Source organism: Actinomadura sp. NPDC048032, assembly GCF_040653175.1.
Taxonomy (GTDB): domain Bacteria; phylum Actinomycetota; class Actinomycetes; order Streptosporangiales; family Streptosporangiaceae; genus Spirillospora; species Spirillospora verrucosospora.
Genome location: NZ_JBEZJP010000029.1, coordinates 19,470 through 35,434, shown reverse-complemented (window position 1 = coordinate 35,434; position 15,965 = coordinate 19,470). Strand labels below are relative to the sequence as shown.

Sequence of the window (15,965 nt, the reverse complement as noted above, 5' to 3'; positions counted from 1 at the left end):
GCGGCCACTTCGCGGCGTTCGAGCAGCCGGCGTTGTTCGTCGACGAGGTCCGGTCATTCTTCTGGCTGGTCCGCTCAGTCACCCTCGGTGCGGCGGCGCCAGCGTTCCTCCATGCGCTCCATGAAGCCCGCCTTCGCGGGGCGCGCCTGCCGGCCGCCTCCGCGCGCGGGCTCGTTGCCGATGCCCGCCATCCGCTTCCAGCTCGTCAGCGCCCAGACGCAGCACACGACCATCAGCAGGAAGCCCGTGACGCTGACGGCGATCGTGACCGTCCCGGCATTGATCACAAGACCGGCCATCAGCGCGCAGACGCCCACCGCGAAGCCGAGGGCCGCCTTGACGATCCGGCGCTTGTAATGGACCTGGGGGTTGGTCGAGCGAACCGCGTGAGCGAACTTGGGATCCTCGGCGTACAAGGCCGATTCGATCTGTTCGAGCATGCGCTGCTCGTGCTCAGACAGCGGCACGGCACCTCCCAGCGACAGCTCCGCGACGGAGTATCCGATGCGGGACGCGAACGTCAACGGTGATATGCCCAGAATACGAGGACTCTCGAGCGTACGAAAGCGAACGGCCCGCCGAGGGCCCGGCGCCGGTCGCCTCACAGCCTTCTTTCATTGTCTTCCGTCCCTGCCGTCCCCTGCGTCACCCTCCGCCGCACGCCGAACCAGCGCGGCGGGACGCACCGCGCCGCGCCCGAACCGGTGCGCGACCTGATCCATGGCTCGCTCGGCCTCACGCCAGCCGCTGTCCGGCTCGTCGAGGGCGAGCTGACGGGGGGCCTCGCCGGCGGGGCCCAGATTCTCCACCCGCACCCCGACCAAACGGAGTCGTACCCGTTCCAGGCCCGACGCCTCGTACAGCTCGCGGGCTGTGACATAGATCACACGAGCCAGGTCGGTGGGCTCGGCCAGCGTGCGCGCGCGCGTGATCGTCTTGAAGTCGGCCATCCGCAGTTTGACGCTGACCGTCCGGCCGGCGTTCCCGCTCTCGCGCAGCCGCGCGCCGACCCGCTCCGCGAGCCGCAGCAGCTCCCGCCGGATGATCTCGGGATCGTCGACGTCGGTGTCGAAGGTCTCCTCGGCGCCGATGCTCTTGTCGGGCGTGTGCGGGACGACCTCGCGCGGGTCGCGTCCCCACGCCAGCTCGTGCAGGTGCGCGCCGAGCGCGTTGCCGAGCTCGCGCTGCAGCGTGGCGAGGGGCACCTGGGCGAGCTGCCCGACGGTGCGCAGCCCGAGCCGGGTGAGCGCCTGCTCCGTCCGCTCTCCGACGCCCCAGAGGGACGCGACGGGCAGCGGGTGAAGGAAGTCGACCACGCCGTCGGCCGGCACCACGAGCAGCCCGTCGGGCTTGCACCGGGTCGAGGCCAGCTTCGCGACGAACTTGGTGGTCGCGACGCCGACCGAGCAGGTGATGCCCTGCTGGTCGCGCACCTGGTCGCGGATGAGCTGCGCGATCTCGGCGGGGCGGCCCAGCCGCCGCCGGGCGCCCGCCACGTCCAGGAAGGCCTCGTCGAGCGACAGGCCCTCGACCAGCGGCGTGACGGAGCGGAAGATCTCGAAGACCGCGGCGGAGACGCGGCCGTACTTGCCGTGGCTCACCGGCAGCACCACGGCCTGCGGGCACAGCCGCCGCGCCCGCGTCATCGGCATCGCCGAGTGCACGCCGAACCGGCGGGCCTCGTAGGAGGCCGCGGACACCACGCCGCGCGGCCCGGCGCCGCCCACGACGACGGGACGCCCGCGCAGCTCGGGCCGCTCCAGCAGCTCGACGCTGACGAAGAAGGCGTCCATGTCGACGTGCAGGATGGCGCAGCCGGTGTCGTCGGCGGGCGGGCCCGGCTGCGGCCCCGGCCGGTGCAGCTGCTGCTTGCGGCTCACGGTGCTAGCCGGCCGGTTTGTCGGCCACCAGGTGCAGCTGGGTGGCGAGGTCCCGCAGGACGGGGTGGACGGCCGCGACGGACTCCAGCGCGATCAGCGCGTCCGCGGAGTCGGCGTCGCCGTCCAGCAGGCCGCTCGGCACGAGGTCGGCGAAGATCCGGACGCCGTGCAGCTCGGCGACCCGCAACCCGGCGCCGCTCACCAGCTCCGACAGCGACTCGCGGGTGAACCGGCGGGGCATCCGGTCGCCCTCGCCCCACCGCCCGGACGGGTCCGTCAGCACCCGCCGCGCGTCGTCGAAGTGCCCGGACACGGCGCGGTGCAGCGCGGCCGCGACCTGCCCGGCCGCCAGCACGCTGACCGAGCCGCCCGGGCGGACGGCGCCGGTCAGCGCCGCCATCGCCGCGCCGGGATCGTCGACGTACTCGAGGACGCTGTGACACAGGACGAGGTCGGCGGCGTCCGGGCCGAGGAGGTCGGGCAGGTCGACCGCGTCGCCCTGCACGGCGCGCACCCGCACGCCGGACTCGGAGGCCCGGCGCTCCAGCGCGGCCAGGGCGTCCGGGTTGGCGTCGACCACGGTGACCCGGTGCCCCAGCTCGGCGAGCGGAACGGCGAACCCGCCGGTCCCCCCGCCGACGTCCACGACATCGCTCAGGCCGGCCTCGGGAGTGATGCGGTCGAGGACCGCGCGCAGCGCGTCCCACAGGACGGCGCTGCGCACCCGGCTGCCACCCCGCACCCGCTTCTGTTGCCGGCCGGTCACACCCGCTCCCCTAACGTTGGTCATCAAGGAGAGCTTATTGCAGTGCACTCCTCTTCCACGCCTGGCCGCCCACCGAAGTCACGCGCGCCCGCAGGCAGGCCCCGAGCGATGCCGATGCGGGCACGGCCGATCGCACCCACCCCAGCCCGCTCCGCAACCCCGCAACGACCTCGATGGCCGCGATCGCGTCCGAAGGCAGGTTCGAGCTTGCGAGAACCTGATCGCGCAGCGAGCCGCAAGGCGAGACGAAGCGATGCCAGCGATCGCCAGCTTTTTCGACGATGGAGGGCCGCCAGGCCCGAAGGAGGAGAAAAGGCTAAAGACTCAGAGAAGGCTTCAGTTGTTGGAGGCGGGAGAGGAGGCCGTTGACGAAGCGGGGGGACTCGTCGGTGGACAGCTCGGTGGCCAGGCCCACCGCCTCGCTCACCGCGACGCCGTCGGGGACGTCGTCGACCCACAGGAGTTCGAACGCGCCCATACGCAGGATGTTGCGGTCGACGACGGGCATGCGTTCGAGCGTCCAGCCGGTGGCGTAGGTGGCGAGCAGCTCGTCGATGCGCTCCCGGTTCTCCTGGACGCCCTCGATCAGCCGGACGGCGTGCGGGTACTCGGCGAGCTCGTCCTGGTTCGGGCGGCCGCGGGCGGCGAGGACCGCCGTCGGCTTCTCCTCGCGGAGCTCGGCGGCGAACAGGATGTCGAGGGCGAGTTTCCTGGCCTTGGTGCGCGCTGCCATCTCAGGCGCGGCCGAGGTACTCGCCGGAGCGGGTGTCGACCTTGACCTTCTCGCCGGTGGTGATGAACAGCGGCACCTGGATCTGCGCCCCGGTCTCCAGCGTGGCGGGCTTGCTGCCGCCGGTGGAGCGGTCGCCCTGCAGGCCGGGCTCGGTCTCGGTGATCTCCAGCACGACGGCGGCGGGCAGCTCGACGTACAGCGGGTTCTCGTTGTTGAAGGCGATCACGGCGTTCTGCTCGGGGAGCAGGTAGTTCGCCGCGTCGCCGACGACGGCCGCGGGGATGTGCGGCTGGTCGTAGGTCTCGGTGTCCATGAAGACGAAGTCCTCGCCCTCGCGGTAGAGGTACTGCATCTCGCGCTTGTCGACGCTGGCCACCTCGACCTTGGTGCCGGCGTTGAAGGTCTTGTCGACGACCTTGCCCGACAGCACGTTCTTGAGCTTGGTGCGGACGAACGCGCCGCCCTTGCCGGGCTTGACGTGCTGGAACTCCTGGACGGTCCACAACTGGCCGTCGAGGTTCAGCGTCATGCCGTTCTTCAGGTCGTTCGTCGTCGCCACTGCGTTGTTCTCCCGGTCGCGGGCCCGCGCGTCCTACAGGACGAGCAGGTCCTTGGTCGTTGTGGTGAGGAGCTCCGGCCCGCCCGCGCGGACCACCAGCGTGTCCTCGATGCGGACCCCGCCCCGGCCCGTGAGGTAGACCCCCGGCTCCGCGGTGATCGGAACCCGATCCATCAGCTTACCGGTCTTGTCGTACCCCATGAGCGGCGCTTCGTGGATCTCCAGGCCGACGCCGTGCCCGAGGCCGTGGGTGAACGCCTCGCCGTGCCCGGCCTCCGCGATGACGTCGCGGGCGGCGGCGTCCACGTCCTTGGTGTCGGCGCCGGGCAGCGCGGCGGCCAGCGCGGCGGCCTGGGCGCGGTGGACGAGGTCGTAGACGTCCCGCTGCCAGGCGGCGGGCTCGCCGATCGCGACGGTGCGGGTCATGTCGGCGTGGTAGCCGCCGTAGAGGGCGCCGAAGTCCATGGTGACGAGGTCGCCGCGCTGGAGCTCGCGGCCGCCCGGGTGGTGGTGCGGGACGGCGCCGTTGGGGCCGGACGCGATGATCGAGTCGAACGCGGGGCCCTCGGCGCCCTGGTCCACCATGGCCCGTTCGAGGGCGATCGCGACGGCGCGCTCGGTGACCCCGGCGCGGATCTCGGGCAGGACGGCCTCGAACGCGCGGTCGGTGACGGCGCACGCCTCGCGCAGCAGGCCGATCTCCTCCTCGTCCTTGACCATGCGCAGCTCCTCGACGAGATGGCCGAGCGGGACCAGTTCGGGTCCGGCGTCGCCAGGAAGCGAGACGCCGAGGAGGGCCGTGTGGTGCTCGACGGTCAGGTCGTGGGCCTCGAAGCCGATGCGGCCGTGGCCGTCCTCGGCCGCCCGCCTCACCAGCGCCTCCGCCACCTGGCGGTCGACGACGACGGGCAGTTCCGGGCAGACCTGCGCGGCCATCCCGGCGTAGCGGCCGTCGGTCGCGAGCACGGCGGGGCCGTCGGCCGGGACGAGCAGCGCGGCCCGCGAGCTGTCCAGACCGGTCAGGTAGCGGACGTTGACCAGGCGGGTCACCAGCAGTGCGGCGGCGCCCCGGTCGGCGACGAGCGCGGCGAGCCGGCGGCGCCGCGCGTAGTGAGTCTCCCCCATGGCCAGGACTCTAGATCATCGCGAGACGGCCGTCTCAACGCGGTCACGAACATGAAGAACCCTCGACTTCTGGTCGAGAGCTGGCCTAGCGTGACCCGGCGTGTGCTCCGTCCCCCCGAATGTCCGGCCCCATGGACTTCCCCAGGAGTGATTCCCCTTGACCCGAGTCAGCCGTAGAAGACTGCTGGGCACAGGCGCGCTCACCGCCGCGGGAGCGGTCGTCACCGCGGCCGCGGCCCCCTCCGCCGCCGCCCGCACGGCTCCCCTCACCGCCGACGTGGTGATCGTCGGCGCCGGGCTCTCCGGCCTCACCGCCGCCCGCGACCTCGTCGCGGCGGGCCGGTCCGTGGTCGTGCTGGAAGCGCGGGAGCGCCCCGGCGGCCGCGTCTACGGGATGCCGCTCGGCGACGGCACCACCAACGAGGGCGGCGCCGAGTTCATCGGCCCGACGCAGGACCGCATCGCCGCGCTCGCCGGCGACCTGGGCGTCGACACCTACGCCACCTACAACGAGGGCAAGAACGTCTACTACCGGGACGGCAAGCGGTCGCTGTACGCGACCGACGGCCTGCTCGGCGCGGTCCCGCCGGACTGGGGCGTGGTCGACCTGGAGCTGGCGCTGCTCAAGCTCGGCGGGATGGTCAAGGAGGTGCCGGTCGGCGAGCCGTGGAAGGCGGCCAAGGCGGAGGAGTGGGACGCGCAGACCTTCCACACCTGGTCGCGGGCCAACTCCCTGAGCAGCGGCGCGCGGTTCCTGATGGACGCGTTCGCCTCCTCCACGTTGTCGATGCGCTCCCAGGAGGTCTCGCTGCTCTACCTGCTGAACTACGCGGCCTCGGCGGGCAACGAGAGCACCCCGGGGACGATCGACCGGCTGATCAACACGAGGGGCGGGGCGCAGGAGTCGCGGTTCGCCGGCGGCTCGCAGGAGGTGCCGATCCGGCTGGCGGCGCGGCTCGGCGACATCGTCCACTACAACGCGCCGGTCCGGTCGATCGCCGCCGAGGCGGCCGGCGTGACGGTGACCGCCGACGGGGTCACGGTGTCGGCGAAGCGGGTCGTGGTCGCGATGTCCCCGGCGATCGCCGGGAGGATCGACTTCTCGCCGGCGCTGCCCGCCGCCCGGGCGCAGCTCATGCAGCGCTACCCGATGGGCTCGGTGGCCAAGTTCGTCGCCGTCTACGACACGCCGTTCTGGCGGGCGGACGGGCTGACCGGGCAGGCCGTGGCCGACAGCGGCGCCATCGACGCGACGTTCGACAACAGCCCCCCGGACGGCTCGCGGGGCATCCTGATGGGCTTCATGAACCAGGCCAACATCAGGAGGCTGGACGGCGCGCCGGCCGCGGACGTTCGGGCCGCGGGACTCGACTCGTTCACCAGGCTGTTCGGGGACAAGGCCGCGAACCCGAAGCTGACCGCCTTCCAGCGCTGGGACAACGAGACGTGGAGCGGCGGCGGCCCCGTCGGCGTCGCCCCGCCCGGCGCGCTCACCGCGTTCGGCCCGGCGCTGCGGGAGCCGTGCGGCCCGGTCCACTGGGCGGGCACCGAGACGTCCGGCTACTGGACGGGCTACATGGACGGCGCCGTCCGCTCCGGCGAGCGCGTCGCGAAGGAGGTCGACGCGGCGCTCTGATCCGCCCTTCCCGGGGCGTTCCCCGCGCGGTTCCGCCGGCCGCGAGAAGTAAGGATCAGATGGCGATCCTGTCGGCGGATCCGCGCGTCTCAACCAGGGACACGGATGAACGACGGAACGGGTTCCGATGGTGGGGTACGGGAAACGGCCGGGCTGGGCGGTGGCGGCGCTGCTGGCGGTCGGCGCGCCCCTGACCGGGCTGGCGCTGATCGTCGCCCAGGCCGCCCTGAACGCCTACGGGCCGTCGGCGCTGGCGGGCAACTGGGCGGGCACGGCGCTGTTCTTCGTGATGATGATGGCCGGATACGCCCTGCTGGTCTTCACGCAGCTGCGCTACGAGAACGTCCTGGTCTTCTTCGGCGCCTTCTTCCTGCTGGGCATCGGGGCGTCCGTGGTCGCGGGCGCGGTGTCGGACCAGGCTCTGCACGAGCGCGGCCGGACGACGGCGTGCACCGTCCAGAAGGTCGACCGGCGCGAGGTCACCAGCACCGACAGCAACGGGAACACGACCACGGACGTCTACTACGACCACGACCTCGCCTGCGCCGAGCCGCGGGTGCGGACGATGACGACCGGGTCGGAGGTCGCGGACCGAGGCGAGCGCGTCCAGGTCGTGTACGACCCGCGCGGCCGCCTCGATCCGCGCCCCGCCGGCTCGGTGGGCGATCCGGGCTCCTCCCTGAAATGGGGGGCCGGCCTGTTCGGCGGCGGTGTCCTGCTCCGCGTGCTGTTCGAGCTGGACGTCCCGCCGTTCGGGCCCGGGACGGGCTTCTGGCTCGGGCGTCTCCGCCGGCGGCGGAGGCGGCGCGTCAGAGTCCGGCGGCCATCTCCTTGACCTTCTCGATCAGGGCGAGGCGGCCCTTGTGGTCGCCGGCGATCGGGGCCACGTTGAGGGTCGTGACGCCGGACTCCTTCATCGCGGCGAGCCGCTCCCGGACGTGCCCCTCGGAGCCGATGAGGGACATCTTCTCCAGCAGCTCCTGCGGGACCTTCGCGGCGGCCTCGTCCTTCTTGCCGTCCAGGTACAGGTCCTGGATCTCCTCGGCCTCCCTCTCGAAGCCGTAGCGCCGGGCGAGGTCGTTGTAGAAGTTCTTGCCCTTGGCGCCCATGCCGCCGATGTAGAGGGCGGCCATCGGGCGGCCGAACTCCAGGAGGCCCTGCACGTCGTCGCCGATGGCCAGCGGGGACTGCCCGACCACGTCGAGCTCGCCGAGCGCGGGGTCGCGCTTGGCCTTCCCGGCCGCGAGCGAGGGCCCCCACACCTCCGCGGCCTTCTCCGGCATGTAGAAGATCGGCTCCCAGCCGTTGGCGATCTCGGTGGTCAGCTCGACGTTCTTCGGGCCGATCGCGGCGACCATGATCGGGATGTCGGCGCGGACCGGGTGGTTGATGAGCTTGAGCGCCTTGCCGAGGCCGGTGCCCTGGCCCTCCGGCAGCGGCAGGTGGTAGTGCTTGCCGTCGTGCTGCACGCGCTCGCGGCGCCACACCTTGCGGCAGATCTCGATGATCTCCCGGGTGCGGCCGAGCGGCGCGGTGTAGGGGACCCCGTGGAAGCCCTCGATGACCTGCGGGCCGGACGCGCCGATGCCGAGCGTGAACCGCCCGTCGGAGACGTAGTCCAGCCCCGCGGCGGTCTGCGCGATCGCGGTCGGGGTGCGCGAGTAGATGTTGAGGATGCCGGAGGCGATCTCCACCCGCTCGGTCCTGGCGGCGATGTAGCCCATCTGGCTCACCGCGTCGAAGCTGTAGGCCTCCGCGACGTAGACGATGTCGAGGCCGGCCTTCTCGTAGTCGGCGAGCTCCTCGACGGTCTCCTTGAAACCGCCCGAGTAGCTGAGCGCCATACCGATGCGCATGGTGTCCCGCGCCCCTTCCTAAACCGAATCCGATTCCAGTCGAACGTAACCTACTCCCGGCCCGCGTCCGAGAGGAGGGGTCACGGCAGCGCGGGACCGTTCAGCGCGTCCAGCGCCTGCCGGTACATCGCGGTGCGGATCGTCGCCACCACCGGTCCGTTCTTGCTCGCCAGCGACGCCGCCCACTCCACGGCGGCGGGCAGCACCTCCTCCTCGGGCGCGGTGCGCTGCACGATCCCGGCCTCGCGCGCCTGCTCCGCGGCATAGCGGCGGCCGGTGATCATCGCCTCGTGCGCGGTGGCCTTCGGCAGCCGCGCCGTGATGAGCGCGCTCATCCCGGGGGTGAAGCTCATGCCGAGGTCCACCTCGGGCAGGCAGAAGTAGCCGCGGTCGGTGCGCATGACGGCGAAGTCGTGGGCGAGGGCCAGCATGCCGCCCCCCGCGAAGGCGTGGCCGTTCAGCGCCGCGACCGTCGGCATCGGCAGGGTCAGCACGCGCGCGTACAGGGCGTGCACCCGCCGCAGATAGTCCTCGAAACTGTCCTGGTTGGCGCCGAGCCATTCCAGGTCCAAGCCGTTGGAGTAGAACTTGCCGGTGCCGACGGTGACGAGCGCGCCCGGCCCGTCGTTCTTCGCCACCGAGTCGAGGGCCCCCTCGACCGCGTCGAGGAAGTCGGGGCCGAACCGGTTCTCGCCCGCGTCGAACCGCAGGACGTACACGTCTCCGTCGCGCTGGAGGTCGATCACGAACGTCTCCTTCTCCCCTGCCCGGCCCCGCTCCCGGAACCGGCCCGTACCGCGTGCCTGAGGTGACCCTACTTGCGAGTAGCGGTGATGGCGTCCGGCACGGCCAAAGTTCTCCATGACGGTCGTCATGGGCAACGCGAGGACCGTATGATGAATGTCATAATCGTCCCATGGGGACGGACAGCAGGGAACGCATGGTGCGCAGCGCCGCCTTCCTCTTCCGCGAGCGCGGCTACAGCGGCACCGGGTTCCGCGACGTCATCGCGCACAGCGGCGCCCCGCGCGGGTCGATCTACCACCACTTCCCCGGCGGCAAGGCGCAGCTCGCCGAGGAGGCCGTCCGCTACGCCGGCGAGTTCCTCAACGCCGGCATCCTCGCCGCCACCGAGAGCGGTGACGCCGCGTCCGCCGTGGACGCCTTCACGGCCTGGTGGCGGCAGGTCCTGATCAAGAGCGAGTTCCGCGCCGGCTGCCCCGTCGTCGCCGTCACCGTCGAGTCCCACGACGAGGCCCCGCAGCTCGCCGCGGCCGCCGCGGCGGTGTTCGGGCGCTGGCAGGACACCCTCGCCACCGGGCTCGGCAACGCCGGCGTCCCCGACGACCGCGCGTCCCGCCTCGCCCGCGTGATCGTCGCGGCCGTGGAGGGCGCCACCATCCTGTGCCGCGCCCACCGCGACGTCGCCCCGCTGGACGACGTCGTGGCCGAGCTCAAGGACATGGCCCGCAGCGCCGCCGGGGAAGGCTAGGAGTTCTCGGCGACCAGCTCGGCCACGGCCTGGAGGGCCAGGACGTAGGACATGGTGCCGAAACCGGCGATGGTTCCGGTGGCGACGCCCGCGACGACGGAGTTGTGGCGGAACTCCTCGCGGGCGGCCGGGTTGGTGATGTGGACCTCGACGAGCGGGGCGGTGCGCTGGGCGACGGCGTCGCGCAGCGCGTAGGAGTAGTGCGTGAACGCGGCCGGGTTCAGCACGACCGGGACGCGCTCGTCGGCGGCCTCGTGCAGCCAGCGCATCATCTCGGCCTCGTCGTCGGTCTGCCGGACCTCGACGTGCAGGTCGAGGCGGCGGCCCGCGTCGCGGCAGACGGCGACCAGGTCGTCGAAGCCGGCCGTCCCGTAGGTGTCGGGCTCGCGGACGCCGAGGCGGCGCAGGTTGGGGCCGTTCAGGACGAGGACGCGGGTCATCGGGCGATCTCCCGGTAGGCGGCGGCGAGCAGCTCCTCGTCCGGGCCTTCGAGGCGGCCCGGCTCGGCGATGCCGTCGAGGACGACGAACCGGAGCGTGGCGCCCCGCGACTTCTTGTCGATGGTCATGGTGGCGCGCAGGCCGGGCCAGTCGGCGGCGTAGGAGACCGGGAGGCCCACGGCTTCGAGGATGTCGCGGTGCCGCCGGACGACGCCGGCGGGCAGCCGCCCGGCGAGGCGGGACAGCTCGGCGGCGTACACCATGCCGATCGCGACGGCGTGGCCGTGGCGGAACCGGTACTCCTCGTTCTTCTCGATGGCGTGCGCGAGGGTGTGGCCGTAGTTCAGGATCTCGCGGAGGCCGCTCTCCCTCAGGTCGGCCGACACGACGTCGGCCTTGACCCGGACGGCCCGTTCGACCAGCTCGCGAGTGTGCGGGCCGTCGGGGTGCGCGGCGCCCTTCGGGTCCTCCTCGACCAGGGCGAGGATCCGCGGGTCGGCGATGAAGCCGGCCTTGATGATCTCGGCGAGGCCGCTGACGTAGTCCTCGCGCGGCATCGTCACCAGCGTGGCGAGGTCGCACAGGACGCCGGCGGGCGGGTGGAACGCGCCGACGAGGTTCTTGCCCTCGGGGACGTTGATGCCGGTCTTGCCGCCGACCGCCGCGTCCACCATGCCGAGCAGCGTCGTCGGGACGAGCACCGCCCGCACGCCGCGCAGCCACGAGGCCGCCGCGAACCCGGCGAGGTCGGTGGTGGCGCCGCCGCCGACGCCGACGACGACGTCCGTGCGGGTCATGCCGAGGCGGGCGAAGGACGACCACAGCCCGGCGAGGACGCCGACCTCCTTGGCGGCCTCGCCGTCCGGGACGGGCAGCGCGTGCACGGCGTACCCGGCCTGTTCGAGCGCCCCGCACACGGGACGGGCGATCTGCGGCAACCCCTCGGCGTGGACGACCGCGACGGTCCGGGCCCCCTCCCCGACGAGGGCGGGCAGCTCGCCGAGCACGCCCGTCCCGATGACGACGTCGTAGGGGTCGGCGCCGCCGACGTGCACCCGGGCCTGCGTCACGCGTCCCCCTCCAGGGCCCTCACGACCTCGTCGACGACGTCGGCGGGCTCGCGCCCGTCGGTGTCGACGTCCACGGTGCCGAGCCGCTCGTAGATCGGGAGCCGCTCCTCCAGCAGCTTGCGCATCTGGCTGCGCGGGTTCAGCACGAGCAGCGGCCGCGCCGACGCCAGGCCGACCCGCTTGATCGCCTCGGCGAGGCCGACCCGCAGGTAGACGACGGTGTGCCCGGCGAGCAGGTCCTGCGTCTCGGCCGCGAGGACGGCGCCGCCGCCGAGCGCGACGACGCCGTCGTGCTCGGCCAGCGCCTCGGCGACGGCGGCGCGCTCCAGCTCGCGGAAGCGCTCCTCGCCGTCGTCGATGAAGATCTCGCCGATGGGCTTGCCCGCGGCCCGCTCGACGTCGGCGTCGGTGTCGCGCAGCGTGACGCCGAGGCGTTCGGCCAGCCCGGCGCCGACGGTGGACTTGCCCGAGCCGGGCGGCCCGATGATGACTGCCTTCGGTCGCATGGCCACGCTCACTTGATCGCCAGGGAGGACAGGTATCCGCGCAGGTTGCGGGCGGTCTCCTCGACGGAGTCGCCGCCGAACTTCTCCAGCGCCGCGTCCGCGAGGACGAGCGCGACCATCGCCTCGGCGACCACCCCGGCGGCCGGGACGGCCGTCACGTCGCTGCGCTGGTTGATCGCCTTGGCGGGCTCGCCGGTCGTGACGTCGATCGTGTCGAGCCGCCGCGGGACGGTCGAGATCGGCTTCATCGCGGCGCGCACCCGCAGCACCTCGCCGGTGGTCATGCCGCCCTCGACGCCGCCGGCCCGGTTGGTGCGGCGGCGGACCCCCTCCGGAGTCGCGTCGATCTCGTCGTGCGCCCGCGAGCCGGGCCGCCGCGCGGTGGTGAACCCGTCGCCGAGCTCCACGCCCTTGATCGCCTGGATGCCCATGAGGATGCCGGCGAGCCGGGAGTCCAGGCGCCGGTCCCAGTGGACGTGGCTGCCGAGGCCGGGCGGGAGCCCGTAGGCGAGCACCTCCACCACGCCGCCGAGGGTGTCGCCGGCCTTCTTCGTCTCGTCGATGTGCGCGACCATCCGCTCCGACGCCTCGCCGTCGAAGCAGCGCACCGGGCTCTCGTCGACCCGCGCCAGGTCGCCGGGCTCCGGCAGGACGCCCTCGGGGGCCTCGACCTCCCCCAGCGCGATCACGTGGCTCAGGACGTCCGCGCCGAGGGCCTGCTTGAGGAACGCCTTGGCGACGGTGCCGAGCGCGACCCGCGCGGCCGTCTCCCGCGCGCTCGCCCGCTCCAGGACGGGCCGCGCGTCGTCGAAGCCGTACTTCTGCATGCCGACCAGGTCGGCGTGGCCGGGCCTCGGCTGCGACAGCGGGGCGTTCCTGGCCTGGGCCGCGAGGACGTCGGCGTCCACGGGGTCGGCCGACATGACCGTCTCCCACTTGGGCCACTCGGTGTTGCCGACCTCGATCGCGACCGGCCCGCCGAGCGTCGCCCCGTGCCGGACGCCCCCGATGATCGTGACCTTGTCCTGCTCGAACTTCATCCGGGCGCCCCGGCCGTGGCCGAGCCTCCGGCGGCGCAGTTCCTCGGCGATGTCCCCCGAGGTCACGCGCACTCCGGCCGGCAGCCCCTCCACGATCGCGGTCAGGGCCGGGCCATGAGACTCCCCCGCGGTCAACCATCGCAGCATGGGAGGAATCCTATTGACTCCGCGTGCCCGCCCGTGACGGCGTCCAGCATCTGAGAGGCTCGTCGGGGAGGTGGCGATGGCAAGGGCCGGTGCGGACGGGGTCGAGACGAGGCGGGCGCTGCTGGGCCAGGCGCGGGCGTCCGCCCAGCTGGGGTCGCCGATGTACGCCGAACTGCTCACGCGGGCGGCGGAGGATCCGGGCGCGGTCGTGACGGAGGTGCTCGGGGAGCGCACGCGGACCGGCTACATCCTGGGCATGCTCGGCACGGTGCACCGGCTCGTCCTTGAGGGCCGGGCGCCGGAACTGGCGGCGTACTACCCGACCGCCGGCGGGACGCGGGACCCGCTGGAGGCCTGGCCCGCGTTCCGGGACGTGCTGGCCGGGCACGCGGCCGAGATCCGCGACGGCCTCCTCGATCCGCCGCAGACCAACGAGGTCGGGCGGGCGGCGCCGCTCGTCGGCGGCCTCCTCGCGATCGCCGACGCCTGCCGTCCCGCGGGCGCCCCGGGCCGGTCCCTGCCGGTCAGGCTGCTGGAGATCGGGGCCAGCGGGGGCCTGAACCTGCGCGCCGACCGCTTCCGGTTCCTGCACGAGAGCGGCGCGTACGGCCCGGAGTCGCCGGTCGTCCTGCCGGACGCCTGGCGGGGCCTTCCGCCGGTGGGCGCGCCGCTCGCCATCGCCGAGCGGCGGGGATGCGACCCGAACCCGCTGGACGCGGCCTCGCCCGCCGGGCGGCGGCGGCTCCTGTCGTACGTGTGGCCCGACCAGACGGCCCGGGTGGCGCGGCTGCGGGCGGCGTTCGAGGTCGCCGCGCGGGTCCCCGCGACGGTGGTGAAGGCGGGCGCCGCGGACTTCCTGGAGGGGCTGGCCCCCGAGGAGGGCGTCGCCACGGTCGTGTGGCACTCGACGATGCGCGCGTACATGTCGCGCGACGAGGCCGCGCGCGTCGACCGGAGCATCGAGCGGGCCGGGGCGGCGGCCACTCCCGAAGCGCCCGTGGCGCACCTGTCGTTCGAGGGCCGCGACGCCTCGCGGCTCGACGTCCTGCACGTCGTGACGCTGCGGCTGTGGCCGGGCGGGGAGCCGGTGATCCTCGGTGAGGGCCCGTCCCACGGCCTCCCCACCACCTGGGTCTCACCGCCGCGCCCCCGGTAGGGCGTCAGGACCGGCCGAGGGCCCGATCGATCGCGACCCGCACGGGGGACGACGGAGGCAACGGGCCCGCCGGAATCAGGGGCGGCTGCGCTATGAACCGGGGGACGGTGCCCCGGTGCGCCTGCGCGGCGTGCACCAGGAACGGGTGGCACAGGTACACGTCGCCCGCCTGCCCCGTGGCGTAGGCGAGCGGCCGGTGCTCGGTCGCGGGGACGGCCTTGCCCGCCAGGTCCATGAACGTCAGGCCCGCCTCCCCCGCCGGCTCCAGGATCGGCGGGACGTCCAGGTGGGAGCCGACGCGGATGCGGGTGGGCCCGTCGTCCTCCCCCACGTCGGAGAACAGGAACAGCATCAGCAGCGCGCGGCCCTTCGACGCGACGTTCACCCGGTAGGACATGAAGTCGGCCGGGTCGTCGCCGGGGAAGCTCGCGTCGATGTGCCAGCCGTCGTCGCCGGGCGGCTGGTCGCTGGGGAACCGCACCGGGAACGTGCCGAGGCCGGCGCGCGGCAGCCAGGCGCCCTTCCCGACGACGGCGTCGAACGCGGCGTGCAGGGGGCCGGTGTTCACGGCGGCCCGGAACGGCTCCTCGGCGTGGTCGCCGAGTCGCACGACGGGATGCGTCCACGTCGCGGGATCGTCGGGGTCGCAGCCGGTGTCGCGCCACAGGATGTCGCGGCACTCGGCCGCCAGTTCCCGGGGGAACGCCCGCTCCACCCGGACGAACCCGTCGGCGATGAAGGCGTCAACATCGATCATGGCGCCAGGGTCGCAGAGCGGCCGCGGCGGAGGCCAGCGATTAACCGCGCCCCGGCCGCCCGTACGGGGGGCCTACCTGCGCAGGACGTTCAGTTCGACGCCGCCGACGATCCGGCCGCGCAGGAGTTCGGCGAGGCGGTCGGAGACCCGCTGGACGGTGCCCCGCTCGTCGTGCCCGGGCACGACGGCGAACCGGACGGCGATCTCCGCGGAGGTGCCCTCGACGACGCGGACCCCGCTGACGGAGGTGTCGGAGCCGAACGCGGCCTCGACCGCGGCGAGGATGTCGGGGTCCTCGTGCGGCGGCGGGATCGGGCGGCCGTCGGCGAGCAGGTGCAGGCGCAGCCCGTCCACGGCGAACGGGACCGGGCCCGCCACGTCCACGACCAGGGCGTCGGCCCCCTCGTCGAGGGCGGCGCGGCAGGCGTCGCCGGCCCGCACCGCGACCGGGCGGGCGTCGGCGCGCCAGGCCTTCATCGTCTCGGTGCAGGTGAAGCCGAGCACGCCGCGCCGCCCGTCGTCGCCGATCAGGGTGGGCAGCGCCATGTCGCTCGACTTCTCCCGCCGCAGTTCGCCGGGCGCCGCGGGCTCCTCCTCGGTGAGGACGGCGACGATCGGCACCAGCAGCCGCGCGCCCTGGAGCCGCCGCAGCACCGCGTGCACGCCGACGCGGCCGGACGCGTACCCGGCGAGCGCCTCGCACAACCGGGGATCGGCGCTTCCGTCGTCCCCGGGGAACTGTGGTTCGGGAATGGTCAGTCCGGACACGCCAGGAAGGCTATAGCCTCCGGCGACCGCGAGG

18 protein-coding genes are annotated in these 15,965 nt (G+C 73.3%); 4 read left to right on the top strand and 14 right to left on the bottom strand.

Going from position 1 to position 15,965, the window contains the following annotated elements; translation table 11 throughout:
* Positions 1–74 precede the first annotated feature (74 nt).
* The 6 genes from AB0C69_RS06850 to AB0C69_RS06825 all read right to left on the bottom strand — a co-directional run bounded on the left by AB0C69_RS06850 (position 75) and on the right by AB0C69_RS06825 (position 5,063).
* Positions 75–467 (bottom strand): DUF3040 domain-containing protein, encoded by a 393-nt coding sequence (locus AB0C69_RS06850; RefSeq protein ID WP_360350735.1) that lies wholly within the window; start codon positions 465–467, stop codon positions 75–77.
* A 147-nt stretch (positions 468–614) separates the two neighbouring features.
* Positions 615–1,880, bottom strand: a complete 1,266-nt coding sequence (locus AB0C69_RS06845; protein ID WP_345175512.1) for a DNA polymerase IV — start codon at positions 1,878–1,880, stop codon at positions 615–617.
* A gap of 4 nt (positions 1,881–1,884) precedes the next feature.
* Positions 1,885–2,646: a methyltransferase domain-containing protein gene (locus AB0C69_RS06840; protein ID WP_345175513.1), complete on the bottom strand. Its 762-nt coding sequence runs from the start codon at positions 2,644–2,646 to the stop codon at positions 1,885–1,887.
* A 316-nt stretch (positions 2,647–2,962) separates the two neighbouring features.
* Positions 2,963–3,379 (bottom strand): transcription antitermination factor NusB, encoded by a 417-nt coding sequence (gene nusB, locus AB0C69_RS06835; protein WP_360350731.1) that lies wholly within the window; start codon positions 3,377–3,379, stop codon positions 2,963–2,965.
* 1 nt (position 3,380) lies between these two features.
* Positions 3,381–3,938, bottom strand: coding sequence for an elongation factor P (gene efp, locus AB0C69_RS06830; RefSeq protein WP_345175515.1), 558 nt, complete (start codon positions 3,936–3,938; stop codon positions 3,381–3,383).
* 33 nt (positions 3,939–3,971) lie between these two features.
* A complete protein-coding gene (locus tag AB0C69_RS06825) occupies positions 3,972–5,063 on the bottom strand; it encodes a Xaa-Pro peptidase family protein (RefSeq protein ID WP_360350727.1) in 1,092 nt (363 codons plus the stop codon).
* Between the two features lie 157 nt (positions 5,064–5,220).
* On the opposite strand from AB0C69_RS06825, the gene AB0C69_RS06820 reads away from it, so the two are divergent.
* Positions 5,221–6,699, top strand: coding sequence for an FAD-dependent oxidoreductase (locus AB0C69_RS06820; protein WP_360350724.1), 1,479 nt, complete (start codon positions 5,221–5,223; stop codon positions 6,697–6,699).
* 127 nt (positions 6,700–6,826) lie between these two features.
* A complete protein-coding gene (locus AB0C69_RS06815; RefSeq protein ID WP_353834190.1) occupies positions 6,827–7,534 on the top strand; it encodes a hypothetical protein in 708 nt (235 codons plus the stop codon).
* Here AB0C69_RS06815 and AB0C69_RS06810 read toward each other — a convergent pair.
* Both AB0C69_RS06810 and AB0C69_RS06805 read right to left on the bottom strand, forming a co-directional pair.
* A complete protein-coding gene (locus AB0C69_RS06810; RefSeq protein ID WP_360350720.1) occupies positions 7,509–8,555 on the bottom strand; it encodes an LLM class F420-dependent oxidoreductase in 1,047 nt (348 codons plus the stop codon). The genes AB0C69_RS06815 and AB0C69_RS06810 overlap by 26 nt on opposite strands.
* Positions 8,556–8,635: 80 nt before the next feature.
* Entirely contained in the window at positions 8,636–9,301 is a 666-nt protein-coding gene (locus tag AB0C69_RS06805) for an enoyl-CoA hydratase-related protein (RefSeq protein WP_360350717.1), read from the bottom strand.
* A gap of 170 nt (positions 9,302–9,471) precedes the next feature.
* On the opposite strand from AB0C69_RS06805, the gene AB0C69_RS06800 reads away from it, so the two are divergent.
* Complete coding sequence (locus AB0C69_RS06800) at positions 9,472–10,047, top strand: TetR/AcrR family transcriptional regulator (RefSeq protein WP_360350714.1); 576 nt, start codon at positions 9,472–9,474, stop codon at positions 10,045–10,047.
* On the opposite strand, the gene aroQ is transcribed toward AB0C69_RS06800, so the two are convergent.
* From aroQ to aroC, 4 genes are read right to left on the bottom strand one after another with little or no spacing between them, the layout of a single operon-like run.
* The gene (aroQ, locus tag AB0C69_RS06795) at positions 10,044–10,487 is read right to left on the bottom strand and encodes a type II 3-dehydroquinate dehydratase (protein WP_360350711.1); all 444 of its coding nucleotides are present in this window, start codon (positions 10,485–10,487) and stop codon (positions 10,044–10,046) included. The genes AB0C69_RS06800 and aroQ overlap by 4 nt on opposite strands.
* A complete protein-coding gene (gene aroB, locus AB0C69_RS06790) occupies positions 10,484–11,557 on the bottom strand; it encodes a 3-dehydroquinate synthase (RefSeq protein WP_360350708.1) in 1,074 nt (357 codons plus the stop codon). The genes aroQ and aroB overlap by 4 nt, the downstream gene beginning before the upstream one ends.
* Positions 11,554–12,063 carry a shikimate kinase gene (locus tag AB0C69_RS06785; protein ID WP_345175528.1) on the bottom strand — a complete coding sequence of 170 codons (510 nt, stop codon included), beginning with the start codon at positions 12,061–12,063 and terminating at the stop codon, positions 11,554–11,556. Before AB0C69_RS06785 ends, aroB begins: the two co-directional genes overlap by 4 nt.
* 8 nt (positions 12,064–12,071) lie before the next feature.
* Positions 12,072–13,250 (bottom strand): chorismate synthase, encoded by a 1,179-nt coding sequence (gene aroC / locus AB0C69_RS06780; protein WP_360350704.1) that lies wholly within the window; start codon positions 13,248–13,250, stop codon positions 12,072–12,074.
* Between the two features lie 76 nt (positions 13,251–13,326).
* Here aroC and AB0C69_RS06775 point away from each other — a divergent pair, with 76 nt between their 5' ends.
* Entirely contained in the window at positions 13,327–14,406 is a 1,080-nt protein-coding gene (locus AB0C69_RS06775; protein WP_360350701.1) for a DUF2332 domain-containing protein, read from the top strand.
* A gap of 4 nt (positions 14,407–14,410) precedes the next feature.
* Here AB0C69_RS06775 and AB0C69_RS06770 read toward each other — a convergent pair whose 3' ends face one another.
* Together AB0C69_RS06770 and AB0C69_RS06765 are read right to left on the bottom strand one after the other, a co-directional pair.
* Positions 14,411–15,163, bottom strand: coding sequence for a phytanoyl-CoA dioxygenase family protein (locus tag AB0C69_RS06770; RefSeq protein ID WP_360350698.1), 753 nt, complete (start codon positions 15,161–15,163; stop codon positions 14,411–14,413).
* Positions 15,164–15,235: 72 nt separating this feature from the next.
* Positions 15,236–15,931 carry an SseB family protein gene (locus AB0C69_RS06765; RefSeq protein ID WP_353834182.1) on the bottom strand — a complete coding sequence of 232 codons (696 nt, stop codon included), beginning with the start codon at positions 15,929–15,931 and terminating at the stop codon, positions 15,236–15,238.
* Positions 15,932–15,965 lie beyond the last annotated feature (34 nt).